The following is a 23,252-nucleotide window of genomic DNA, read 5'->3' as shown; positions in this document are numbered from 1 at the left end:
GCATGAACGGACAGGGCGCACGTGAGCCTAGTCTCCTGGGCCACCGGCGGACCGGAGGCGTCACGTGCGCGAGGATGGTCGACATGCGCATCGTGGTTCTGGCTGGCGGCATCGGCGGCGCCCGGTTCCTGCTCGGCGTCCGGGCGTACGCCCGCGAGGTCGGCGCGGAGGTGACCGCCGTGGTCAACGTCGGCGACGACCTGTGGCTGCACGGGTTGAAGATCTGCCCCGACCTGGACAGCGTCATGTACACGCTCGGCGGCGGCGCGGACCCGGAGCGGGGCTGGGGTCGGGTCGGCGAGAGCTGGACGGTCAAGGACGAGCTGGCCGCGTACGGGGCGCAGCCGACCTGGTTCGGGCTCGGCGACAAGGACATCGCCACCCATCTGGTCCGCACCACCATGCTCAACGGTGGCTACCCGTTGAGTGCGGTCACCGAAGCGCTGGCCACCCGTTGGGAGCCGGGCGTGCGTGTGTTGCCGGCGACGGATGACCGGCTGGAAACCCACGCTGTCATTGAGGACGACCAGGGTCAGCGGGCGATTCACTTCCAGGAGTGGTGGGTGCGGTACCGGGCGGACATTCCCACCCACCGTTTCGTCTTCGTCGGGGCGGAGACGGCGAAGCCGGCACCCGGCGTGCTGGAAGCGATCGGCGCGGCGGATCTGGTGCTGGTCGCACCCAGCAATCCGGTGGTGAGCGTCGCACCGGTGCTGGCCGTACCCGGGCTGCGCGAGGCGGTGGCCGACGGCCCGGCACCGGTGGTGGGCGTCTCACCGATCATCGGCGGCGCCCCGGTGCGGGGAATGGCCGACCGCTGCCTCGCCGTGCTCGGTGTCGAGTGCAGCGCCGCCGGGGTGGGCCGCCTGTACGGGGGCCGGACGGACGGCGGCCTGCTGGACGGCTGGCTGGTGGCCGAGGAGGACGCGGGCGCGGTGGTGCCCGGGGTGACGGTCCGCGCGGTGCCGCTGCGGATGACCGACGAGGCGGCGACAGTGGCCATGGTGCGCGCCGCGGTGGAGTTGGCGTGAGGCTGGAGATCCTGCCGGTGCTTGGCATCGGCCACGTGACCGAGGGTGACGACCTGGCGGCGGTGATCGCGACCGCTGCGCCGTGGCTGCGTAACGGCGACGTGCTGGTGGTGACCAGCAAGATCGTCTCAAAGGCGGAGGGGCGACTGGTCGACGTACCGGCGGACGGGCCTGAGCGACTCGCCGCACGGGACGACGTCCTGGCCGGCGAGACCGCCCGGGTGGTCGCCAGCCGAGGGGCGACCCGGATCGTGCAGACCCATCACGGCTTCGTGATGGCCTCCGCCGGGATCGACGCGTCGAACGTGGACAAGACCCGGCTGGTGCTGCTGCCGGTCGACCCGGACGCCTCGGCACGGGCTCTGCGCGACGAGCTGAGGGAACGCTACGACCTGGACGTGGCCGTGATCGTCAGCGACACCATGGGCCGGCCCTGGCGCAACGGGCTCACCGACGTGGCGCTCGGGGTGGCCGGGATGCCGGCCATCCGTGACCACCGGGGCGAGGTGGATCCGTACGGCAACGAGTTGCAGTTGACCCAGATGGCCGTGGTGGACGAGCTGGCGGGCGCCGGCGAGCTGATCAAGGGCAAGTGCGACCAGGTCCCCGTTGCCGTGGTGCGGGGCTACCTCTCCGCCACCAACCCCGACGATGCCGGTGGCGCGCGGGCGCTGATCCGCGACGCCGCACAGGACCTTTTCTCGCTCGGCACCGCCGAGGCCCGCGCCGCCGGGCTGGCCGACGCGGCCACGCTGGCTGATGGTCCCGGCCCGACGCCGGCAGACCCGATCGCGGTGCGACGGGCGATCGAAGCGGTCGCCGGGGTGGTCGCCCCCGGCACGGTCTTCACCCTGGTCGACGAGGCGGAGGTACGCGCCGGACTGGTCGCCGAGATGCCCGGTTGGCCGGACGGCGCCGCCCTGGTGCTCGGCTCACCGCCGACGCCCGTCGAGCCGATGGGGCTGGTCCGCTTCGGCGCCGACCTGCACCGACTGCGCGCCACCCTGGCCGCCGAAGGCGTCGGGTCGACCCTGCTGCCGCCACCGCCCGGCAGCCCGGCGAGCGCCGCGCTCGCCCTGTGACAGGCGGCCGGGTCACGCGTCCAGCATGGCCCGGCCGAGCGGAGTCAACGTGTGCAGCACGCTGTTGCGGTCCCGGTGGCTGACCAGCAGGCCGGCGTTGCGCAGCACGGTGGCGTGCTGGCTCGCCGCCGCCGGCGAGATGTTGAGCTGGCGGGCGACCTCACCGGTGGTGCAGCCCTCGTCGCTGGCCTGCAACACCGCGGCCCTGGTGCGGCCGAGCAGCGCGGCGAGTGAGTCACGGGCAGCACCTGACGGGGCTCCTCCGGCGCCGTCGACCGACGCCAGCCCGCCCAGCCGGTCCACCGGGTAGACCAACACCGGTGGCAACGCCGGGTCGAGCAGGGCGACCGGGGTGGCCGCGCAGAAGAACGACGGCACCAGCAGCAACCCTCGGCCGTCCAGGTGCAGCTCCCGGCTGTGCGGGTACTGGCGGACTTCGAGCACCCCGCCCTCCCAGCGCATCGCCGGTCGGAGGCTGGTGAGCAGGCCCTCGACACCGTCGTCGAGCAGAGCCCGCGCCCGGCGAGCACGGTCCGCCGCCACCGCGGCCTGAATCCGGCTCCAGTACGGCCCGATCGCTAGCGACCGGTACTGCTCCATCGACTCGGCGAGGTGGTGCAGCGCCGCCACCTCACCCCGGGCCAGCGCTGCGGCCGAGGAGGGCAGCTGATTTTCGGCGGCCAGCACGCTCAGGTCCCGGTGCAGCAACTCGGCGGGGGTACGGCGGAGCGCGTCCAGCCCGGCCTCGAAGCCGTCGACGCTGGCGTACGGGGTGAGGAAGTCGGGGAAGTAGCCGCGCGGCGGGTTCAGCGCGAAGAGCAACCGGAGCTGGTCGGAGGCGGCGTCCTGGCGCAGCCCTCGGGACACGGTGCGCCGCCAGTTCGCCGTCAACGGATCGCGGTTGCGGCCCTGCAACACGTGCAGGCTGAGAACCAACTCCCAGACCGGGTCCGCCGCCGGGGCCACCCGGGTCCGGAGGATGTCCTCGCCAGAAAAGTGGATCTTCAGCATGCAGCGCTCCTGAGCCACCAAGCAGGGGGATGCCGGACGGCTGTTCGACTCTACCTGCCCGGCACTTATCTCCATCTTTAAGCCTGAACTGAAAAACCTCGACGTCGCCGGGGCCTGTTCGGCATGCTTCCCATGCCCGAACACGGTGCCGGCGCGTCCTGAATGCGCCCGGCGCCAGGGGCACCGGGGCCGGGGAGGCCCGGTGATCGGGCGGCACCACGAGGGTCTGCGGCCCTTGCTCCGCAGAGGTGCCGTCCGGTCATCCCGTCCCGCATCACCACCCGCCCCGGCTCAGCCGACCCAGAGCGCGACCCGGTGGTCCTCGTCCGTGACGTAGAACGGTCGCCCGTCCAACTCGGCCAGCCCTTCGACGTGGTGAAACGGCGCCAGGTCCGCCACCAACGTACCGACGAGCCGGTACGCGTCGCCCACCGCAGCGTCCGGAAGTCGGAAGCGGACGTGTCGGGAGGTGACGTCACCCCCGCCCGGATGGTCGTCGAGCAGCACCGAGCCCTTACCCAGCGCGTCGATCGAGCCGATCACGGCCGCGTACCCGCCGTCCGACGTCGGGGTGATCGCGCGGAACCCGGTCAGCTCCCCCGGCGGGGTGACCCCGGACAGCACGTACGCGCCCAACGCCCGAGGCCACTCCGGCTCCGCCGCGAACATGGCCGGCACATCGGCCACCTCGACCAGGATCGGCTCACCGTCCTCGGTGACCGGGAAACGCAGCCCGAGCAGCACCGTCCCGGCCGGAGTGAAGGCCGCCGCCTCCACGTTCAACGGCAGGTCGTCCGGGGCCAGCCGATTGACCCAGCTCTTCTCCCGGGCGGTCCCCCTCGCCAACGTCTCCACGATGAACCGGGCCCGCACCCGGTCCCCCGGCGGCAGCAGCGTCAGCGGCGACCCGGCGAGGGCGTCGTTCACCGCCCGGTGCAGCCGGAACGAGTTGCGCACCACATGCACCGGCACCGGCCCGGTCGCCGCGTCGTCCTCCCGGAACCGGGCCACGAAGGCGCGCCGGGGGCGCAGCGGGCCAGCCTTCGAGCCGAAGTGGGAGCCGAAGACGTACACCCAGCCGTCGTGGTGGGCGAGCGCCTCACCGTCCTCGGTCCGCCCGTTCTCCACACCGGCGTCCGCCACCACGTGCCGGGCCGTCCACTCGCCGTCGTCCAGCTCCAGCAGCAGCGCCAGGCAGTGCTCCACCGGCCCCTCGTCCAGCACCGTCCAAAAGCCCCGCCGGGCGCCGTACGCGCGCAGCAGCGCAGCCGACCGCACCGGCAGCAGATCACTGGCCTCGTTGCCGGCCACCACGAATTCGACGAGTCGCAGGGTCACCGAGCCAGCGTACGGAGCACACGCTCGTACAGTGGCGGGGTGCCCGACACCGCGATCACCGGACCGACCGCCCACCCGACCAGCCCCGAGGGGTACGCGGAGCTGCACGCCGACGCCACGGCGCTGCTCGAGGGCTGGCAGCCCACCAGCCCGAACTCAGCCGTCGCGCGGGACCGGACCCTCCGGCTGCTCGGCGCCGGTCCGGTCACGATGAGCCGGCAGCACCGCCCCGGGCACATCACCGCGAGCGCCTTTGTGTTGGACGCCACCGGCACGCGGGTGCTGCTCTGTCTACACGGCAAGTTCGGGCGTTGGGTGCAACTCGGCGGGCACTGCGAGCCGACCGACCAGACCCTGGTCGCCGCCGCGCTCCGCGAGGCCACCGAGGAGTCCGGGATCCCCGGCCTGCGCATCGACCCGGTCCCGATCGACGTCGACGTGCACCCGGTGCAGTGTCAGGGCGGATCCCTGCACCACGACGTCCGGTTCGCCGTGCTCGCCCCACCCGGAGCGGTGGAGCAGGTCAGCGACGAGGCCGAGGAACTGGGCTGGTTCCCGCCGGACCAACTGCCCGAGCCGCTGGCCGGCGGGACCGTGCAACTGGTCGCGCCGGCCCTCGCAGCCCTCAGACGTAGCCCTCTTCGCCCCGCTCCTTGAGCTCGTCGACCAGGGCCTTGACGTCCTGGGCCCGGTCGCGCGGGCAGACCAGCACCGCGTCCGGGGTGTCCACCACGATCAGGTCGCGCAACCCGAGGACGGCCACCAACCGACCGGACTGCGGCACGACCACCAGGTTGGCGCTGTCCCGCAGCAGCACACCCGGCTTGGCGTCAGAGCCGAGCACGACGTTGCCCGCGGCGTCGGCCGGCAGCACGTCGCCCAGGGTGTGGAAGTCGCCGACGTCGTTCCAACCGAAGTCGCCCGGCACGGTCGCGACGCGACCCGCGGTGGCCGCGCCCTCCATCACCGCGTAGTCGACGGAGATCTTCTGCAGCGTCGGCCAGATCGCGCCGAGCACCTCGTCCTGCTCCGGGGTGCCCCAGGCGGCGGCGATCGCGGCGACGCCAGCATGCAGCGCCGGTTGCTGGCGGGCCAACTCGGCGAGGAAGACGTCCACCCGCCACACGAACATGCTCGCGTTCCACAGGTGCCGGCCCGAACGGACGTACGCCTCGGCGACCTCGGCGCCCGGCTTCTCCTTGAACTCGGTCACCGGTCGCCACGGCGAACCCTCGGTCTCGTCGCCGGTCTCCAGGTAGCCGTAGCCGGTCTCCGCCCGGGTCGGGGTGATCCCGACGGTCATCAACATGCCCTGCTCGGCACCGCGAACCGCCTCCTGGACCGTGCGGACCCAGCTTCCCGGGTCGCGGATCAGGTGGTCGGCCGCGAAGCTGCCCATCACCGCGTCCGGGTCGCGCACCGCAATCACCGCTGCGGCCAACGCGATCGCCGCGCAGGAGTCCCGTGGGGAGGGCTCGACCAGGATGTTCTCCTCGGGCAGACCGGTCAGTTGCCGGGCCACCGCCGCGACGTGCGCGGCACCGGTGACCACCAGGGTCCGATCCGGTGTGGTCAGCGGCGCGAGCCGCTCCACGGTCGCCTGGAGCAGCGAAGCGCTGGTGCCGGTGAGCGGGTGGAGGAACTTGGGGTGGCCGGCGCGGGACAACGGCCACAACCTTGTGCCGCTGCCACCTGCCGGAATGACCGCATAAAGCATCCGCACATCATGCCTGACGAACCCGCCCGGAGTGGCATGGGTCACCGCCAGGGGCCCGGACGGTCACGAACGGGCGCGACTCCAGGCGGCGATGTGCACCTCGGCGCTGGACTCCCAGGTGAACTCCTTGGCCCGGTCGAACCCCGCCTTCGCCAGCGACAGCCGCCGCTGCTCGTCGTCGAGCAAAGCTGCCAGGTCGGTGCCGATCTGCTCCGGGTCCTCCGAGGTGTACGCGACGGCGTCGCCGCCCACCTCGGGCAGCGAGAGCCGGGGCGTGGTCAGCACCGGGGCGGCGCACGCCATCGCCTCCAGGATCGGCAGCCCGAACCCCTCGCCGTAGGACGGATAGGCGGCGACCAGCGCGCCGCCGAGGAAACCAGGCAGGTCGGCGTAGCGCAGGTAACCGGGGCGCAGCAGGCGAAGGTGCGACGGGACCTCGGCCACCGCCCGGTCGATGTCGTCGTCGTGCCCCTGCCCACCGGCGATCACCAGGGCCGGCGGGTCGGCCCGGTCGGCCACGGCACGCGCCCAACCACGGATCAGGTTGGGCACGTTCTTACGCGGCTCCTTGGCGCCGAGGAAGGCGACGTAGCTGCTGTTGCCCAGCCCCAGCCGGGCACGGACGCGGGCCTTCTCCTCGTCGGTGGGTGCGTGGAAGGCGGCCTGGTCGACACCGTGGTAGGCCACGTCGATCCGCGTCGGGTCGGCGTCGAGCAGCCGGATCAGCTCGTCCCGGGTGGCCTTGCTGGGCACGATCACCCGGTCGGCGCGACGCAGCGAGGTCTTGATGGCGCTGCGGAAGAACGTGCGGCGGGACTTGTCGTAGTGCTCCGGCTCGGTGAAGAACGTCGCATCGTGCACGGTGACCGTAACCGGGCACCCGGCCCGCAGCGGGCAGGTGTAGAAGGGCGAGTGCAGCACGTGCGCGCCCACCTGCTGGGCGAGCAGCGGCAGGCCCGTCTGCTCCCACGCGAGCCGCGCCGGGCGGTGCGCCACGGCGGCCGGGGCGGGAATGATCTCCGCCCCGGGCAGCATCCGCGTGTAGCGCTCCTGGTCGGTGCGGAGGCTGACCACGGCCAGATCCACCCCCGACCCGCACACCTTGCCGAGGGCGCCGAGCAGACCGTCGACGTATCGACCGACACCACCACGGTCGGCGGGGACACTCGTGGCGTCGATGAGCACGCGGGGCGGGCGACCGGCGGTCACGGGGCGACTCCTCTTGCAGTCTGTGGGGAACAACACTCCGGGGGCCAAGCCTACGCCGGGGCGCGCCACCGACGCTGACTGCGACCCGACGGTACGCCGACTTGTCATCGTCTTCGAGTACGGCCCACAGGGGCGTATCGTTCGCACCGATGGCCGACAACATTTCGCGGGTGTTCGCCGATGCGATCGCGAACGACCCGACCCGACCGTTGCTCACCTGGTACGACGATGCCAGCGGCGACCGCACCGAGCTCTCCGGGGTCACACTGGCGAACTGGGTGGCGAAAACCGCCAACCTCCTCGTCGACGAGGTCGGCCTCGCCCCGGGCACCACGGCCGGCGTGCTGCTGCCGCCACACTGGCAGACCGCGGCGGTGCTGCTGGGTTGCTGGTCGGCCAAGCTGAGCGTCGTCGACACAGCGGGTGACGTGGATGTGCTCTTCGCCGCCGCCGACCGGCTGGACGAGGCGCAGTCCTGGCCGGCCGACGAGCGGTACGCCCTCGGGCTCGCCCCGCTCGCCGCGCCGCTACGGCAGGTGCCGCCCGGGTTCGCCGACTACGTGGTCGAGGTACGCCGGCACGGCGACCACTTCACCCCGCGACCCGGGCCGGGCCCCACCGACGATCACCTGCTGGCCCGCGCACAGGCCCGTGCCGCCGAGCTGGGCATTCTTCCCGGCGCCCGAGTCCTCGTCGACGCCGCCCGGCACCCCGACCCGGTCGACTGGCTGCTGGCCCCACTGACCCGTGCGGCCACCGTGGTCCTCTGCGCCAACCTGGACCCAGCCCGCCTTCCCACCCGCCTAACCACGGAAAAAGTAACCCACCCCCTCCCGTAACCCCGCCCCACCCGCGCCCTCTGCTCCCGCCCCCGCCCTCCGCTCCCGCGCCCGCCCTCTGCTCTCGTCGATCTAGGGCATATCGCTGTGATCGGAGATCATCCGACGACGATATGCCCTAGATCGACTGGGCGGGGGCTGGGGCGGGGCGGCGGCGGGGTTAGCGGGGCGGCGGGGGCGGCGGGGGCGGCGGGGGCGGCGGAGCGGGGGGGGTGGTTAGGGGTGGGTTCGGGTTTGGGCCAGGGCGGCGAAGGCCGTCAGGGACTCGGGGTTGGCCAGGGCGCCCTTGGCTGCGGCCTGGTCGACCGGGGTGCCCGTGAGGATCTTCTTGACCGGAACCTCCAGCTTCTTCGCCGACAGGGTGCGGGGCACCGAGCGCACCTGGTGGATCTCGTCCGGCACGTGCCGGGGTGAGAGCGCGGTCCGCAGTTCGCGGCAGATCATGGCGCGCATCGGGTCGTCCAACTCCAGGCCCTCGGCCAGCACCACGAAGAGCAGCAGCTCACCGGCACCGCCCTCGTCGTCCTCCAGGTGTACGACGACCGAGTCGAGCACCTCGTCCAGCCCTTCGACCACCGAGTAGAACTCGGCGGTGCCCAGCCGCACCCCACCACGGTTGAGCGTGGCGTCGGAGCGTCCGGTGATCACGCAGCCGCCCCGCTCGTTGATGGTGATCCAGTCGCCGTGCCGCCAGACGCCCGGGTAGACGTCGAAGTACGCCTCCCGATAGCGGGTGCCGTCCGGGTCGTTCCAGAAGCCCACCGGCATGCTCGGCATCGGCTCGGTGATCACCAGCTCGCCCAGCTCGCCGATGACCGGGGTGCCGTCGGCGGAACGGGCCTCCACCTTGGCGCCCAACGCCCGGCAGGCGATCTCACCGGCGTACACCGGCAGCAGCGGCACCCCGCCGACGAAACCGGTGCACACATCGGTGCCTCCGGAGAGTGACTGGAGCTGGAGGCGGTCGCCGACGGTCTCGTACACCCAGTGGAAGCCCTCGGCGGGCAGTGGCGCACCGGTGGAACCCACACTGCGCAGCGCCGACAGGTCGGCGACGTCGCGGGGCACCAGCCCGGCCTTGCGGCAGGCCAACAGGAACGGCGCGGAGGTGCCGAAGTAGGTGGTGCCGGTCTCCGCCGCAAGCCTCCACATCCCACCGAGATCGGGGTGGCCCGGGTTGCCGTCGAACAGCACGATGGTCGCGCCCACCGCCGGGCCGGAGACCAGGAAGTTCCACATCATCCAGCCGGTGGTGGTGAACCAGAAGAACCGGTCGGTCGGGCCCAGGTCGTGGTGCAGGGCGAGCATCTTCAGGTGCTCCAGCAGGATGCCGCCGTGGCCGTGCACGATCGGCTTGGGCAGCCCGGTGGTGCCCGAGGAGTAGAGCACGTACAGCGGGTGGTCGAACGGCACCGGCGTGAACGTCAACGGCTCGTCGGTGGGCGCGGCCAGCTCGGCCCAGCCCAGCGTCCCCTCCTGCGGGGCGTTCGCCGGGTCCAGGTACGCGATGCTCACGGTGTGCCGCAGCGACGGCAGAGCGGCCCGGATCGCGGCGACCTCGGCACGCCGGTCCACCGGCTTGTCGCCGTACCGGTAGCCGTCCACGGCGACCAGCACGGCCGGCTCGATCTGCTGCCACCGGTCAGTGACACTGCGGGTGCCGAACTCGGGTGCGCAGGACGAGAAGGTCGCGCCCAGGCTGGCCGTGGCCAGCAGCAGGACGTACGTCTCCGGGATGTTCGGGGCGTACGCCGCCACCCGGTCACCGGCGGTGACGCCGAGCCGGCGCAGCCCGGCAGACACCCGGCGGACCTGCTCGCGCAACTCGGCGGCGGTCAGCGTGACCGGTGGTCGCGTCTGCCCGTGCGCGATCACCACCGGGTCGTCATCGACACGTCCCGGCATCCGCAGCACGTTCTCCGCGTAGTTGAGCGTGGCCCCGGGAAACCAGCGGGCGCCGGGCATCCCCCGGTCGACCAGGGTGGCGGTCGGCGGGGTGTGCGCGATCACCTCGAAGTGGTCCCAGATCGAGCGCCAGAAACCGTCCAGGTCGGTGGTGGACCAGCGCCACAGCGCGTCGTAGTCGGCGAAGTCCAGCCCACGGTGCTCCCGCAACCAGCGCAGGTAGGCACCGATCCGGGACCGCTCGCGTACGTCCGCCGGCGGCGCCCACAGCATGTCACCCACTGTTCCACCCTCCCCTGGCCCGGCACGACACTGTGAATGGGCCGTGGCGCCATCTTGCCCTACCTCGAAGCGCCATTCTGCGCACCGGGTCCGCCGATCGACGCGTGCCCGGCCCACACTCCACCTGACCAACCCATGTGGTTCAGCCGGCGCGGTGGGCCTGGATGGCCCGGCGACGGGCCAGGCGGTGCGCGCGACGGATCTCCGCCTCCTTGTACCGGCGCTCGTCCTCCGCCGTCTCGGGCAGCACCGGGCGGACCACGCGCGGCGCCCCACCCACGTCCACCCCGACGAAGACCAGGTACGCGGTGGCCACCCGGACCGGCGCGTCCTCGGCCGAGTCCCATCGTTCGGCGACCACCCGCACGCCCACCTCCATCGAGGTCTGACCGGTCCAGTTCACCTGCGCGTGTGCGTGCACGAGGTCACCGACCCGGACCGCCTCGGAGAAGACGATCTCGTCGATCGCCGCGGTCACCGCCGTCCCGCCGCTGTGCCGGGCGGCAGCGGCCCCCGCCACATCGTCGACGAACTTCATCAGAACCCCGCCGTGCACGGTGCCGTACAGGTTCACGTCCACCGCGGTCATAATCTTGCTCAGCGTGACGCGTGAGTACGACGTCGGCTTGCCGGTCGGAGCGGCGGAGAGGTGCTCAGTCATGCCGAAAACGGTACGGTGCGCGGATGCGACATCTCTGGAGCTTCCTCGCCGGGCTGGTGGTGGCGCCCATCACCTGGGTGTTGGTCACACTGGGGCAGGACGGGTCGAGCCGGACGGTCGACCGCTGGGTGGAGATCGGCACCTTCAACACCGCCAACTTGATCGAGCCGGCCGTGTACCTCGGTGTCGGCGGTGTCCTGCTGGGCCTTCTCGGCACGCTGCGTTTCTCACCGCTGGGCCCGCTGGTGGCTGGATTGCTGCTGGTCATCCCGTACGTCGGGATGTTCGTGGCGCCCTTCGCGATGCGGGACGCGATCCCGCAGGGGTGGAAGGTGTTCGGCGATCCGTTGCCGCTGCGGCTGCCCGTGGAGAACGGCACGCTCTTCCTGATCGGCCTGCTGCTGCTGATGGCGACCTTCAGCGGGCAGCGTTGGCGGCAGTGGCCGCTCCCGGCGGCCGAGCCGACCGCGGCGCCGGTCCCCGCGCCCGAGCGAGGCCCCGGCAACGACGACTTCACGCTGACCGACTGGCCGTCCCCCGCGCCCGCGGAGCGCGACAACGCGCCCCTCACCCTGGGTTACCCCGCCGATCCGACACCGACCGAGCCGCTGCCCCGCCGGGTGGGTGGCGAGTCACCCTGGTCCGCCCCACCGCGCGGTCAACCGCGCCCCGAGGACACCACTGAGATCCGCTGATCGTCGGGGCGGGCCGGGCAACCGGCCCGCCCTCTCTCTAGTGCAGAGCGACCGCCAGGTCCGGGTCACCCGTGCCGAGGCTGGCGCGGGGAACGACGAGGAGCATGACCGCCAGCGCGGCGGCCATGCCGCCCGCGATGACGATCGCCATCGGTACGCTCCCGGTGCCCAGCAACCCCACCAGGGGTGCGGACACCGCGCCGATGCCGAACTGCACGGCGCCGAGCAGCGCGGCAGCGGTCCCGGCGGCCTCGCTGTGCCGGGTCATCGCCAGCGCCGGCGCGTTCGGCATGGCCAGGCCCGTCGCGGCCAGGACCAGCCACAGTGACGCCAACAGGGCGCCCAGGCCACCGAAACCGGTCACGGCGAACATGACCAGCACCAGCCCGGCCGCCGTTCCGGCGATCAGAGCGCTGACCAGGATCTGTTGCGGGGTGAAGCGGCGCAGCAGCCGGACGTTGAACTGGGTGGCCGTGATCAGGCCGACCGAGCCCGCACCGAAGGCCAGCCCGAACTCCTGCTCGTTGAGGCCGTACTGGTCCTGCAGCACGAAGGACGACCCGGAGACGTACGCGAACAGGGCGGCCATGGCCAACCCGGCGACCAGCACCAGACCCATGAACGCCCGGTCGTTGAACAACCGCCGGTAGTCGCGCAGGGTCGCCCCCACCCCACCACGTCGGCGGCGAGCCACCGGCAGGGTCTCCGGCAACCGGAGCGCGGCCACGACGGTCAGCAGCACACCCAGCACCGCCAGCGCCGCGAAGACGCCCCGCCATTCGGTCCAGCGAAGCACGCCGCTGCCCAGGGTCGGCGCGAGGATCGGCGCCAGACCCATGACGAGCATCAGCCGGGAGAAGATCCGGGCGAAGGACGCACCGCTGAACAGGTCGCGCACGATCGCTGTGGCGACCACGGTGGCGGCCGCGACGCCGAGCCCCTGCAGTACGCGCAGCGCGCCGAGCACGCCGATGCTGGGTGCGAACACGCACAGCACGGATGCCACGACGTGCACGGCCAGCCCGGCGAGCAGGGGTTTGCGCCGCCCGACCACGTCGGAGAGCGGCCCGATCAGCAACTGGCCCAACGCGAGGCCGACCAGCGTGCCGGTCAGCGTCAACTGCACCGCGGTCTCGGTGGTCTGGAGACCCGCCGTGATGGCGGGCAGCGCCGGCAGGTACATGTCGATGGTCAGCGGCCCGATCGCGATCAACGCGCCCAGCACGAGGACGAGCTGCAGCCGCTGACGGTTGGTCATCAGGTCGCCGGGCAGCACTTCCTCGGTCGCACTCGGGTCTCCCTTGCGGGTGCCGGGCCCGGTCTTGTCCACCAACTGCTTCATTATCTCGATCTTTCTGCGGAAGCTGGTGCGTCGTCACGTGCGACCGCTGAGGCGTCACCGCACCCCCGGTTGCGGCGGGCACGATGTGGGCTTGCCCGACGGTGGGCAGCGAGAAGTGACGAGGCAGGGGCCGCGGCGGGGGTGGCCGGATGAGGCGATCGTCCGATGAGGTGATTCTCTCGCTCGCCAACGCCCTGAGGGCGTGCGACGTTCCCGGTGTGTGGGGGGTCACGCCACGCACCGGTCTCACCCGAACCCGCACGGACAGCCCCGGCCAGGACCTCTGTGGGCCGGCATGCCGGTTACGGCACACCGGACCAGCGGACGGCGTCTGACCGGAGGGACGACCTAGACGACGTCGGCCAGCAACTGCCGGGCCATGACGATCCGCTGCACCTGGTTGGTGCCCTCGTAGATCTGAGTGATCTTGGCGTCCCGCATCATCCGCTCGACCGGGTAGTCACGCGTGTAGCCGTACCCGCCGAGCAACTGCACCGCGTCGGTGGTGATCTCCATGGCGGCGTCGGAGGCGAAGCACTTGGCCGCCGCGCCGAAGTAGGTGAGGTCCCCGTCGCCCCGCTCGGACTTGCCGGCCGCGGCGTACGTGAGCTGCCGGGCGGCCTCCAGCTTCATGCCCATGTCGGCGAGCATGAACTGGATCCCCTGGAACTCGGCGACCGCCTTGCCGAACTGGCGACGCTCGGCCACGTACCCCTTGGCGTAGTCGAGCGCGCCCTGCGCGATCCCGACGGCCTGGGCGGCGATGGTGACCCGGGTGTGGTCCAGGGTCTTCATCGCGGTGGCGAAGCCGGTGCCCTCCGCGCCGATGATCCGGTCGGCCGGGATCCGGACATTGTCGAGGTAGACCTCTCGGGTGGGCGAGCCCTTGATGCCCAGCTTCTTCTCCGGGGCGCCGAAGCTCACCCCGGCATCGGACTTCTCGACCACGAAGGCCGAGATGCCCCGGGAGCGGGCAGCCGGGTCGGTGACGGCGAAGACGGTGTAGAACTCGGACACACCGGCGTTGGTGATCCAGCGCTTCACGCCGTTGAGGACCCAGTGATCCCCGTCACGCACCGCCCTGGTCGTCATCGACGCCGCGTCGCTGCCCGCCTCCGGCTCCGAGAGGCAGTACGAGAACATGGCGTCGCCCGCCGCGACGGGCGTCAGGTAACGGCGCTTGAGCTCCTCGGAACCGGACAGCAGCAGCGGCATCGTGCCGAGCTTGTTCACCGCCGGGATCAGTGAGGAGGACGCGCAGGCCCGCGCCACCTCCTCGATCACGATGGCGGTGGCCAGCGCGTCCGCACCCGCCCCGCCGTACTCCTCGGGGATGTGCGGGGCATGGAAGTCGGCCGCCCGCAGCGCGTCGTAGGACGCCTTGGGAAACTCCCCGGTCTCGTCGGCCTCGGCGGCGTGCGGAGCCACCTTCGCGGTGCAGACCGCACGCACCGCCTCCCGGATCGCCTCGTGCTCCTCAGGCAACCGGTAGACGTCGAACGACTCCCCTACGGCCATCTCGGGCCTCCCCTTCACCGCTATCATGCGCAGTCTGTAGCCTTCCGTGACCGCCGAGCGCGCAGACTGAAGGATAACTACTGCAGTTCAGGTGATGTTACCGGCGCGTAGGTATGGGCATGACGGAGCACCCACGCCGCTGGGCGATGATGGAAGACAGACGACAGAGCCACCCCTCCGGTGCCCGCCGAGGCGCCGCAGAAGAATGCGACGCGACGACGCGCCGCCTTTGCGAGCGGAGAAGACAGGCGTGACGATCCCCTACCCCACCATCCAGCCGACCCCCGCCATCGCCGCAGTGACGCCTCCTTCGGGCGCACCCCGGCCGCGGGTGACGTTCCTGGGGACCGGCTACCTCGGTGCGACGTACGCAATCTGCTATGCCGAACTGGGGTACGAGGTGCTCGGCTTCGACGTCGACGCCGACAAGATCGCCATGCTGAACGCCGGTGAGGTGCCGATCCACGAGCCCGGCCTGGATGAGCTGCTCCGCCGCAACCTCGCCGCCGGCCGCCTCCGGTTCAGCACCGACATCGCCGAGACCGCCGAGTTCGGTGACGTGCACTTCATCTGCGTCGGCACCCCCCAGCGGGTCGGCGGGATGGGTGCTGACCTGTCGTACGTCGAGGCGTCGGTGACCAGCCTCGCGCAGCACCTGACCCGCAAGGCTCTGATCGTCGGTAAGTCCACGGTGCCGGTGGGCACCGCCGAATGGGTCGAGCAGCTCGTCGGCAAGCACACCCCGAACGACCTGGGCGTCGAGGTGGCGTGGAGCCCCGAGTTCCTCCAGGAGGGGTTCGCCGTCGACGACGTCCTGCGCCCCAACCGGATCGTGGTCGGTGTGAAGAGCGAGTGGGCCAACGGCATGCTCTACGCCGCGCACAAGGGCGTGTTCGACCTGGCCGCCACCGAGGACCGTGAGGTTCCCCTGGTGGTCACCGACTTCGCCACCGCCGAGCTGGTCAAGGTCGCCGCGAACGCCTTCCTGGCCACCAAGATCTCCTTCATCAACGCGATGGCCGAGGTCTGCGAGGCCTCCGGTGGCGACGTCACCCAGTTGGCCCGTGCGATCGGTTACGACCCGCGGATCGGCAACCGGTTCCTCCAGGCCGGCCTCGGCTTCGGCGGCGCCTGCCTGCCCAAGGACATCCGAGCCTTCCAGGCCCGCGCCCAGGAGCTGGGTGCCGGCGAGGCGCTGCGCTTCCTGCACGAGGTCGACCTGATCAACCTGCGCCGCCGCAACCGGGTGCTCCAGCTCGCCGCGGATCTGCTCGGCCGCCGCTCCGGCCCGGCCGGCCCGGACTTCTCCGGCACCCGGATCGCCGTGCTCGGTGCCACCTTCAAACCCAACACCGACGACGTCCGCGACGCTCCGGCGCTCGCCGTCGCCGCGCTGCTGCACAAGGCCGGCGCCGAGGTGCACGTGTACGACCCGCAGGGCACCGAGAACGCCCGCCGCGCGGTTCCCGAGCTGACCTACGAGACCGGCATCAACGAGGCGGTCTCCGGCGCCGACCTGGTCTGCGTCCTCACCGAGTGGGCCGACTTCCGCAACGCCGACCCGGTCGCCCTTGGCGAACTGGTCGGCGGCCGCAAGGTCGTCGACGGCCGCAACTGCCTCGACTCGGCACTGTGGACCCAGGCCGGCTGGGAGTACCGGGGCATGGGCCGCCCCTGACGGAACGGACCTCACCGGCCGGCCACCGAGCATTTCGGTGGCCGGCCGGTGTCGTTGTTTGCCCCGGACCCGCCGACAAGAGTCGAAATCCGCGCCAGCTTTGGGCATGCTGCGAGAGTGGGAGTCCACAGTGCGGGTGGAGGGGTGTCGTGGCGACCTTTCAATGCTCCTCGTGCGGCCGGGAGATCAAGCCGGCCGTCCGGTGTCCGCACTGTGGGGCTGATCAGCCGCAGTGGGCCGAGCACCTGGCGGATATCGAACGTTCGATCGCGGAGATGAAGGCGCGCGATGCCGCCATCGCCCGCGAGCAGCGGCAGATCGCCGCCAAGATGCAGGCCGCACTCTTCCAGCGGGACATCCTCGCCCACGCCGGTGAGGAGCGACTCAAGCAGGCAACCCGGCCACGTCGGGTGCTACGCCGCCGGCCCGGCCGGCGGCCACCGACCGCCACCACCGGAGCGCCGCCCCGGGTGCCCCGCCAGGGCGCTCCGTCCGCCCCGGAGGACCCGCCGCCGCCTCCGCCCCGGCCGACCTGGCTGGACGCGGACGACCCGGAGCACCCGCCGGAGGCCTCGTCGCGCGAGGTGCAGAACATCCCCCTCGGCCTGGGCGCGCTGCTGCTCGGGGTGGCCGCGGTGGTCTTCGCCGCGGTGGCGACCAGCTCGATGGACGCGCTGGCCCGGCTCGGCATCCTCCTCCTGGCCACCGTGCTGATGCTGCTCGCCCCGCCGGTGCTGGCCCGGCGCGGGCTCACCTCGACGGCCGAGACCATCGCCGCCGTCGGCCTGCTGCTGGTGCCGCTTGCCGGCAACGCCCTCTGGGCGGTGGACCGGATCGGCAACGGCGGCGCCTCCGCCGCGATCTTCGCCGGGGTGATCTTCGCGATCACCGCCGCCGTAGCACTCGGGTACGCCAGCTGGACAGGCCTGCGCGCACCCCGCTTCGCCACCGTGCTCGCCGCGCAGCCGGTGCTGCCGCTGCTGGCGTACGACCAGATCACCGGGCCGGGCGGCTGGGCCCTGGTGCTGGCCCTGGTCGCCCTCGTCGACCTCTGGCTGGCCCGCTCCGGCGTGGCCGTGGAACGCCCCGTCCGGCAGGACCTGCCAACGCCGGGCACCCCGCCGGCACCCCGCCAACGCAGCACCGAGAGCCGGCCGGAGGGCGACCCGGAGGAGGCCGCCGAGCTGATCGACGCCGGCGTGGGTTCCGCCGACACGCAGCCGACCCGCCCGGTACCCGGTTTGCGTGAGCTGACGTGGTTGCTGCACGCGGTGGCGGTCGCCGTCGCCCTGGCGTACGCGGTCACCGCCCTGCTCCGGGCGCAGACCGTGCCGACCGCGAGCGGCGCCGGGGTGGTGCTCCTGCTGGCCGCCGCGGTCGGGCTGGCCGGCGCGCTGGTGCTGCGTCGCCCGCCGCTGCCCGACGTCGCGGCCGGCATCGTCACCCTGGCCGTGATCGGCGCACTCAGCCGAATCGCCTCGGTGGCTCTTCCCGGCCGGGCGTTGCTGCTGATCGCGGCGGTCATCACGGTGACCGGGCTGGCGGTGCGCGCGGTCCCCGAGGCGGCCCGACGTGGCCCGCAGATCGCCTCGGCGGTGGCGCTGACCGTCAGCGGTCTGGTGGTCGCCGGAGGCGCGCTACGCGCCGGTGTGGCACCGGTCCGGGCGGCACTGCCCGCCTGGGGTGCCGACCTCGACCGGCATCCGGCCGAGTTGGCCGCCGCGGTCGGGCCGACCACCTGGCAGCTCGCAGGCGCCGCATTCCTGCTCACCATCGCGGCGGTGCTGGCGCTGCCCACGGAGATCCGCCGCGAGTTCGCGGTCGCCGGCGCGGCGCTGACCGCGCTCGCCGTTCCGGCGTCGTTCGGTCTCGGCTGGGTGACGGCACCCTGGCCGATGGTGATCACCGCGATCGGCATCGGGGTCATCGGGCTCTCCGCGCGCACCGTGCGAGCCGCGGTGGCGCACGCCGTCGGGGCGGCCGTGGTGGGCCTGTTCGGCGCGGGTGCCAGCCTGTCCAGCCCCACACTCACCGCCGCGGTCCTGCTCAGCCTGTTCACGGCCGGCACGCTGGTCGCGCTGGCACCCCGGGTCCGGATCGCCTCGGCCGCCTCCGACACGGTCACCGCGTGGGCCGCCGGAGGTGCCGCGTTCGCGCTGCCCGGGGCGGTGGCCGCGTTCGTGGCAGCCACCATGCCGACCGACCCGACCCCCACCCCGGCCAGCCTCCGGGAGGTGACCGTCCCGGTCCTGGCGGCCAGCTTCCTGGCGGTCTGCGTGACCCTCGGCTACGCCGCCGTGGTGCAGGTCTCCCAGCGCCGCATCCCCGCGCCCCTGTCGGTCGGCACCGGGCTGGGCGCGCTGATGGTCACCGCCGCCGCGTTCGGCGCGCCCGGTGCGACCGTCGCCGACGCCTGGGTGGGTGCGCTGCTACTGGTCGCGGCGGTGCTGCTCTTCCTGGCCCCGTCCATCGACGCCGGCCGTCGCGCCGACCTCACCCTGGACGGTTCGGACCTGGCCGCCGCGGCGGTCACCACCGCCCTGATCGCCACGCTGGTGCGGATCGGGGCGGTGCTCGCCCCGGGCGGGCAGCTGGCGGTGGCCGCCGGCCTGGTCCTCGTGGTCGCCGTGGGTGCCCGCGCCATGCCGGAGGAGTGGCGACGCGGACCGATTCTCGGCCTCGCCGTCGGCGGTGTCCTCATCGGCGTCCTCGCCGGCTGGTCGGCGGTGCGCGGTGGGTTCGGCGTGTTGGCCACCCCGGGCCCGATCTGGAACGGCGACCTGAGCGACTGGCCGGCCGCGCCCGTCGGGGGTGCCACCTGGCAGGCACCGATCGCGTTGGCGCTGTTGGCTCTCGCCGCCGGCATCCTGCTCCCGCCGCCCTGGCGCTGGGATGTGTCCGGTGTGGCGGTGGTGCTCGCCACGATCGGCGCGCCGGCCGCCTTCGATCTGGCCTGGTGGTCGCCGGTCCTGGTCGGCGGCATGGTCGCCACCCTCTACGGGATGGCTGCCGTGGCCACGGAGGAGGCGCGCGCCGGGCTGTCTCGGGCCACCGTGGCCGGGGTGGTCGCACTGCACGCCGCCGGAGCCGGCCTGGTCCGGCCGTGGACCACCGCGCTGGCGCTGGGCAGCATCGCGTTGATCGGCGTGGTGGTGGCCACGCTGGCCCGCGTCCTGGCCGGCCCACAGGTGACCGACATCGAAACCGAGGGGATGCCTCCGCACCTGGTGCAGATCGGTGGCGCGGCGATCGGTGCCGCGTTGCTGGCCCTCCCCGGTGCGGTGGCGGCACTGTCCGCCGAGTTCGAACACTCGGCGCAGGTGGTCCTGACCGCCGCGCTGGCCGCGTCCAGCCTCGGCCTGGCCGCCGTGGCCGCGGTCCGCCGGCAGGTGCCCCAATATCTGCCATGGGTCAGCGTGGCGGTGGTCGGCGGGGCCACCATCAGTGCGCTCGCCGCCATTCCCACCGGCCTCCCCGCGGGCGTCTACGCGGCCGCCGCCGGCCTGCTCGGCGTGCTGGCCGAGCTGATCCGAGGGGCGACCGTGCCGCCGATCGGCTCCGCCCAGCCGGTCCGGCGCTGGGCGGTACGGCTCGACGGCGCGCTACGGCGCCTGCCAGACGACCCGGACCGGCGGCGCTGGCGCGTCAACCCGGCCGCGGGCGCACTGGCCGCGGCGGCCCTGCCGACCGCCCTGGCACTCGCCTCGATCGCACCGGCCCTGGTCACCGCCCTGATCGAACCGCACCGCACGCTGACCCGCATCTGGCAGGGGCCGCCACCGGAGCTGCTCACCCCGCCCTCGGACGTGGTCAACCCGACCCACGTGCTGACGGCGTTGCTGCTCACCGCGACCGCGGCGCTGGCCGCCACCGGGTTCAGCGGCGGGCGACGGTCCCGTGCCGTGCCGGTGGTGCTGCCGGGTGCCGCCGTCACGCTGCTGATCGCGCCCATCGCGCTGGGCTGGGGCTGGCCGGCGAGCACCGTCGCCGCGCTCTCCGTCTTCACCATCGCGATGCTCGGCCTCGCGCTGACCCCGCCGCCGCCGCTGGTCGAGCCGGCCCGTTCGCTACGGCTGGCCCGGGTGCTGGTGTTCGTCATCGGGTTGGCCGGCGGCAGCGCCGGGCTGGCCGGCAGCCTGGCCGACCGGCAGTTGACCCTGTTCACCCTCGGCAGCGCGGTCGGCGTGGGCGCGGTCGCGGCGCTGTTCGGCACCACTCAGCGGGCGCGCATCCTCGGCTGGCTCTTCGCCTCGCTGATGGCGCAGCTCTTCGTGCTCACCGCCGGACTGGTCGCCGGCCTGGCCCCGGTCTGGTCCGCGTTCGGGGTGCTGGCCGTCGGTGCTGTCCTGCAGGTGCTCGCCGCGACCCTGCCCCGGTTGCGCCGTCCCGAGGCGCAGCGCGAGGCCGCCACGGTGGAGTGGAGCGGATACGCTGCGGCGCTGATCGCCCTCGCCCTCGCCTTCGACTCACCCCGGCACATCGCCGCCCTGCTGGCCGCCTGGGGCGCGGTCCTCGGCGTGGCGGCGACCCGGCCCGGTCGCCGGCCGGTGGAACGCCGGATCCTGTTCTGGGCGGTGGTGGTCTGCGAGATCACCGCGTGGTGGATCCTGATGCGAGTCGCCGACGTGGCGCTGCCCGAGGCGTACACGCTGCCGTTCGCCGCGCTCGCCCTCCTCGTCGGAGTCCTGGAGCTGCGCCATCGACCGGACCTGAGCAGCTGGGTGGCGTACGGGCCGGCGCTGGTCGCCGCCTTCGTGCCGACGCTGGCGATCGTGCTGGCCACCGAGTCCAGCACGCTGCGGCAGATGCTGCTGCTGCTCGGCGCGGTAGCGGTGCTGATCTTCGGCTCGTCCAGCCAGCAGCAGGCCCCGGTGATCGTCGGCGCGTCGGTCACCGCGATCACCGCGATCCACGCGCTGTTCAGCCTCGGCCCGTGGCTGGCGCTGATCCCGGTGGGCATCCTGCTACTCGTGCTCGGCGCCAGCAACGAGCGCCGCCGCCGCGCCCAGGAACGCCTACAGACCGCGCTACGCGGCATGAGATGAACCGGAGGGTCACGGCGCATCCCTTTTCGGGCGCCAAAACTTCATGATCGACCCCATTGAGGGCCGGGGTGGCGGGATCTACCGGAGGGTTGCCTGGAGGGCGGCTTCTTTTGTGGCTACCAGCTTTTCCAGGTCCTGCTGGTAGGCCGTCATTCTTGCGCGCAGGTTCTCGTCGTTGGCGCCGAGGATTCGCACGGCGAGCAGGCCAGCGTTGCGGGCGTTGCCGATCGACACGGTGGCGACCGGGACCCCGGCCGGCATCTGCACGATGGACAGCAGCGAGTCCATGCCGTCGAGGTGCTTCAGCGGCACCGGCACACCGATCACCGGCAGTGGCGTCACCGAGGCCACCATGCCCGGCAGGGCGGCAGCACCACCAGCCCCGGCGATGACCACCTTCAGGCCCCGGTCGGCGGCGTCGCGGCCGTACTCGATCATCGCGACCGGAGTCCGATGTGCCGAGATCACCCGCACCTCGTACGCCACACCGAATTCGTCCAACACCTCGGCAGCGGCCCGCATGGTCGGCCAGTCCGAGTCGCTGCCCATGATCAGCCCGACCGTGCTCACTCCGGCCCCTCCTCGTTCACGACAGCGTGACTCACTCGTGCCCCTCGCGCAGCCAACGCGCGGCCCGCGCGGCCCGCGCCCGTACGTCGTCCAGGTCGTCGCCGAGAACCGTGACGTGCCCGATCTTCCGACCGGGTCGCACCTGCTTGCCGTAGAGGTGCACCTTGGCACCCGGCTCGGCGGCGAAGAGGTGGTGCAGCCGTTCGTCGATCGACATTCCGCCCGGCTCGCCGCCGAGCACGTTCGCCATCACCACGACCGGCGCGGTCAGCGCGGTATCGCCCATCGGGTAGTCCAGCACCGCCCGTAGGTGCTGCTCGAACTGGGAGGTCCGGGCACCCTCAATGGTCCAGTGCCCAGAGTTGTGCGGGCGCATCGCCAGCTCGTTGACCACGATCGCGGGCCGGCCGGCGTCGTCGCGCACCTCGAAGAGCTCCACGGCCAGCAGACCGATCACGCCGAGCGCGGTGGCCAGGTCGATGGCGAGTTGCTGGGCGGAGACCGCCAGTTCCTCGTCCAGGCCGGGCGCCGGGGCCAGCACCTCCACGTTGATGCCGTCGGACTGCACCGTCTCGACCACCGGGTACGCGGCCACCTGACCGAAAGGCGACCGGGCCACCTGGACGGCCAACTCCCGGCGCAACGGCACCCGCTCCTCGACGATCAGCCGGGTCCCCCCGGCGAGCAGCGTGGCTGCCAGCTCGGTGGCCTGGGCGGCGTCGTCGACCATCCAGACGCCCCGGCCGTCGTAGCCACCCCGGGCCGCCTTGAGCACCACCGGCCAGCCGAGCTGCTCGCCGAAGCGGACGAGGTCGGCGGGCTCGCCGACCGGCCGCCACGCCGGGTTGGGCGCACCCAGCTCGGTCAGGCGTTCCCGCATGACCTGCTTGTCCTGGGCGTGCAGCAACGCGTCCGCCGGCGGGTACAGGGTCACCCCTTCCGCCGCCAGCGTGCGGATGTGCTCGGTGGGCACATGCTCGTGGTCGAAGGTGACGACGTCGCAGCCCTTGGCGAAGGTACGGAGGGCGGCCAGGTCGGTGTGGTCGCCGTACTGGACGTCGGCGGCGACAAGCGCCGCGCCGTCGTCGGGGGCGGTCGCGAGCACACGCAGTGACTGGCCGAGGGCGATCGCGGCCTGATGGGTCATCCGGGCCAACTGGCCGCCACCCACCATGCCGACAACAGGCAGACCGGTACGGGAATCCATAGCGCGGCCAGCCTATCCGGGACGCCGACGCGCCCACCCGGAGGGCCGGCGGCCCGCCCGGGAAGCGCTGGACGGACCGCCTGGCGTGCGGCGCGGACAACTACCGCGCGCTACCTCGGACG

At 72.6% G+C, this 23,252-nt stretch carries 17 protein-coding genes; 7 read left to right on the top strand and 10 right to left on the bottom strand.

What is annotated here, in order from left to right; genetic code table 11:
• Positions 1 to 83: 83 nt before the first annotated feature.
• Both cofD and ABZS37_RS18740 read left to right on the top strand, forming a co-directional pair.
• Positions 84 to 1,031, top strand: a complete 948-nt coding sequence (cofD, locus tag ABZS37_RS18745) for a 2-phospho-L-lactate transferase (protein WP_355170471.1) — start codon at positions 84 to 86, stop codon at positions 1,029 to 1,031.
• On the top strand, positions 1,028 to 2,113 hold the full coding sequence (locus ABZS37_RS18740; RefSeq protein ID WP_355170469.1) for a coenzyme F420-0:L-glutamate ligase: 1,086 nt from the start codon (positions 1,028 to 1,030) through the stop codon (positions 2,111 to 2,113). The genes cofD and ABZS37_RS18740 overlap by 4 nt, the downstream gene beginning before the upstream one ends.
• Before the next feature lie 12 nt (positions 2,114 to 2,125).
• On the opposite strand, the gene ABZS37_RS18735 is transcribed toward ABZS37_RS18740, so the two are convergent.
• A complete protein-coding gene (locus ABZS37_RS18735; protein WP_355170467.1) occupies positions 2,126 to 3,124 on the bottom strand; it encodes a winged helix-turn-helix domain-containing protein in 999 nt (332 codons plus the stop codon).
• Positions 3,125 to 3,415: 291 nt separating this feature from the next.
• The gene (locus tag ABZS37_RS18730) at positions 3,416 to 4,462 is read right to left on the bottom strand and encodes a hypothetical protein (protein ID WP_355170465.1); all 1,047 of its coding nucleotides are present in this window, start codon (positions 4,460 to 4,462) and stop codon (positions 3,416 to 3,418) included.
• A 54-nt stretch (positions 4,463 to 4,516) separates the two neighbouring features.
• Here ABZS37_RS18730 and ABZS37_RS18725 point away from each other — a divergent pair, with 54 nt between their 5' ends.
• On the top strand, positions 4,517 to 5,119 hold the full coding sequence (locus ABZS37_RS18725) for an NUDIX hydrolase (RefSeq protein ID WP_355170513.1): 603 nt from the start codon (positions 4,517 to 4,519) through the stop codon (positions 5,117 to 5,119).
• On the opposite strand, the gene ABZS37_RS18720 is transcribed toward ABZS37_RS18725, so the two are convergent.
• Positions 5,088 to 6,179, bottom strand: coding sequence for a sugar phosphate nucleotidyltransferase (locus ABZS37_RS18720; protein ID WP_355170463.1), 1,092 nt, complete (start codon positions 6,177 to 6,179; stop codon positions 5,088 to 5,090). The two genes, ABZS37_RS18725 and ABZS37_RS18720, sit on opposite strands and share 32 nt — an antisense overlap.
• Positions 6,180 to 6,242: 63 nt before the next feature.
• Entirely contained in the window at positions 6,243 to 7,388 is a 1,146-nt protein-coding gene (locus ABZS37_RS18715) for a glycosyltransferase family 1 protein (protein WP_354995697.1), read from the bottom strand.
• Between the two features lie 149 nt (positions 7,389 to 7,537).
• Between ABZS37_RS18715 and ABZS37_RS18710 the strand changes: the two genes are divergently transcribed.
• Positions 7,538 to 8,227 carry a TIGR03089 family protein gene (locus ABZS37_RS18710; protein WP_355170461.1) on the top strand — a complete coding sequence of 230 codons (690 nt, stop codon included), beginning with the start codon at positions 7,538 to 7,540 and terminating at the stop codon, positions 8,225 to 8,227.
• A 216-nt stretch (positions 8,228 to 8,443) separates the two neighbouring features.
• Here ABZS37_RS18710 and ABZS37_RS18705 read toward each other — a convergent pair whose 3' ends face one another.
• Together ABZS37_RS18705 and ABZS37_RS18700 are read right to left on the bottom strand one after the other, a co-directional pair.
• A complete protein-coding gene (locus ABZS37_RS18705) occupies positions 8,444 to 10,414 on the bottom strand; it encodes an acetoacetate--CoA ligase (protein ID WP_355170459.1) in 1,971 nt (656 codons plus the stop codon).
• A 142-nt stretch (positions 10,415 to 10,556) separates the two neighbouring features.
• On the bottom strand, positions 10,557 to 11,075 hold the full coding sequence (locus tag ABZS37_RS18700; protein WP_355170457.1) for a hotdog domain-containing protein: 519 nt from the start codon (positions 11,073 to 11,075) through the stop codon (positions 10,557 to 10,559).
• A 23-nt stretch (positions 11,076 to 11,098) separates the two neighbouring features.
• On the opposite strand from ABZS37_RS18700, the gene ABZS37_RS18695 reads away from it, so the two are divergent.
• Positions 11,099 to 11,770, top strand: a complete 672-nt coding sequence (locus tag ABZS37_RS18695) for a hypothetical protein (protein ID WP_355170455.1) — start codon at positions 11,099 to 11,101, stop codon at positions 11,768 to 11,770.
• 37 nt (positions 11,771 to 11,807) lie between these two features.
• Here ABZS37_RS18695 and ABZS37_RS18690 read toward each other — a convergent pair whose 3' ends face one another.
• Together ABZS37_RS18690 and ABZS37_RS18685 are read right to left on the bottom strand one after the other, a co-directional pair.
• Entirely contained in the window at positions 11,808 to 13,028 is a 1,221-nt protein-coding gene (locus ABZS37_RS18690; RefSeq protein WP_355170511.1) for a multidrug effflux MFS transporter, read from the bottom strand.
• A 432-nt stretch (positions 13,029 to 13,460) separates the two neighbouring features.
• Complete coding sequence (locus ABZS37_RS18685; RefSeq protein WP_355170453.1) at positions 13,461 to 14,630, bottom strand: acyl-CoA dehydrogenase family protein; 1,170 nt, start codon at positions 14,628 to 14,630, stop codon at positions 13,461 to 13,463.
• Between the two features lie 250 nt (positions 14,631 to 14,880).
• Between ABZS37_RS18685 and ABZS37_RS18680 the strand changes: the two genes are divergently transcribed.
• Positions 14,881 to 16,308 carry a UDP-glucose/GDP-mannose dehydrogenase family protein gene (locus ABZS37_RS18680; RefSeq protein WP_355170451.1) on the top strand — a complete coding sequence of 476 codons (1,428 nt, stop codon included), beginning with the start codon at positions 14,881 to 14,883 and terminating at the stop codon, positions 16,306 to 16,308.
• Positions 16,309 to 16,457: 149 nt separating this feature from the next.
• Positions 16,458 to 21,353: a permease gene (locus ABZS37_RS18675; RefSeq protein WP_355170449.1), complete on the top strand. Its 4,896-nt coding sequence runs from the start codon at positions 16,458 to 16,460 to the stop codon at positions 21,351 to 21,353.
• A gap of 78 nt (positions 21,354 to 21,431) precedes the next feature.
• On the opposite strand, the gene purE is transcribed toward ABZS37_RS18675, so the two are convergent.
• Together purE and ABZS37_RS18665 are read right to left on the bottom strand one after the other, a co-directional pair.
• Entirely contained in the window at positions 21,432 to 21,923 is a 492-nt protein-coding gene (purE, locus tag ABZS37_RS18670) for a 5-(carboxyamino)imidazole ribonucleotide mutase (protein WP_355170447.1), read from the bottom strand.
• Between the two features lie 31 nt (positions 21,924 to 21,954).
• Positions 21,955 to 23,130 carry a 5-(carboxyamino)imidazole ribonucleotide synthase gene (locus ABZS37_RS18665; protein ID WP_355170445.1) on the bottom strand — a complete coding sequence of 392 codons (1,176 nt, stop codon included), beginning with the start codon at positions 23,128 to 23,130 and terminating at the stop codon, positions 21,955 to 21,957.
• Between the last annotated feature and the right edge of the window lie 122 nt (positions 23,131 to 23,252).

It is taken from the genome of Micromonospora sp. NPDC005413, from assembly GCF_040606435.1.
In the GTDB taxonomy this organism is placed as follows: domain Bacteria; phylum Actinomycetota; class Actinomycetes; order Mycobacteriales; family Micromonosporaceae; genus Micromonospora.
The sequence above is the reverse complement of the archived record's forward strand: the minus strand, read 5'-3'. Positions and strand labels throughout refer to the sequence as shown.

Excerpts from the sequence above, each read along its gene's own strand:
- ABZS37_RS18710 (WP_355170461.1), top strand. The coding sequence starts at position 7,538 with ATGGCCGACAACATTTCGCGGGTGTTCGCCGATGCGATCGCGAACGAC.
- ABZS37_RS18700 (WP_355170457.1), bottom strand. The coding sequence starts at position 11,075 with ATGACTGAGCACCTCTCCGCCGCTCCGACCGGCAAGCCGACGTCGTAC.
- cofD (WP_355170471.1), top strand. The coding sequence starts at position 84 with ATGCGCATCGTGGTTCTGGCTGGCGGCATCGGCGGCGCCCGGTTCCTG.
- ABZS37_RS18695 (WP_355170455.1), top strand. The coding sequence starts at position 11,099 with ATGCGACATCTCTGGAGCTTCCTCGCCGGGCTGGTGGTGGCGCCCATC.
- ABZS37_RS18690 (WP_355170511.1), bottom strand. The coding sequence starts at position 13,028 with ATGACCAACCGTCAGCGGCTGCAGCTCGTCCTCGTGCTGGGCGCGTTG.
- ABZS37_RS18720 (WP_355170463.1), bottom strand. The coding sequence starts at position 6,179 with ATGCTTTATGCGGTCATTCCGGCAGGTGGCAGCGGCACAAGGTTGTGG.
- ABZS37_RS18735 (WP_355170467.1), bottom strand. The coding sequence starts at position 3,124 with ATGCTGAAGATCCACTTTTCTGGCGAGGACATCCTCCGGACCCGGGTG.
- ABZS37_RS18665 (WP_355170445.1), bottom strand. The coding sequence starts at position 23,130 with ATGGATTCCCGTACCGGTCTGCCTGTTGTCGGCATGGTGGGTGGCGGC.
- ABZS37_RS18685 (WP_355170453.1), bottom strand. The coding sequence starts at position 14,630 with ATGGCCGTAGGGGAGTCGTTCGACGTCTACCGGTTGCCTGAGGAGCAC.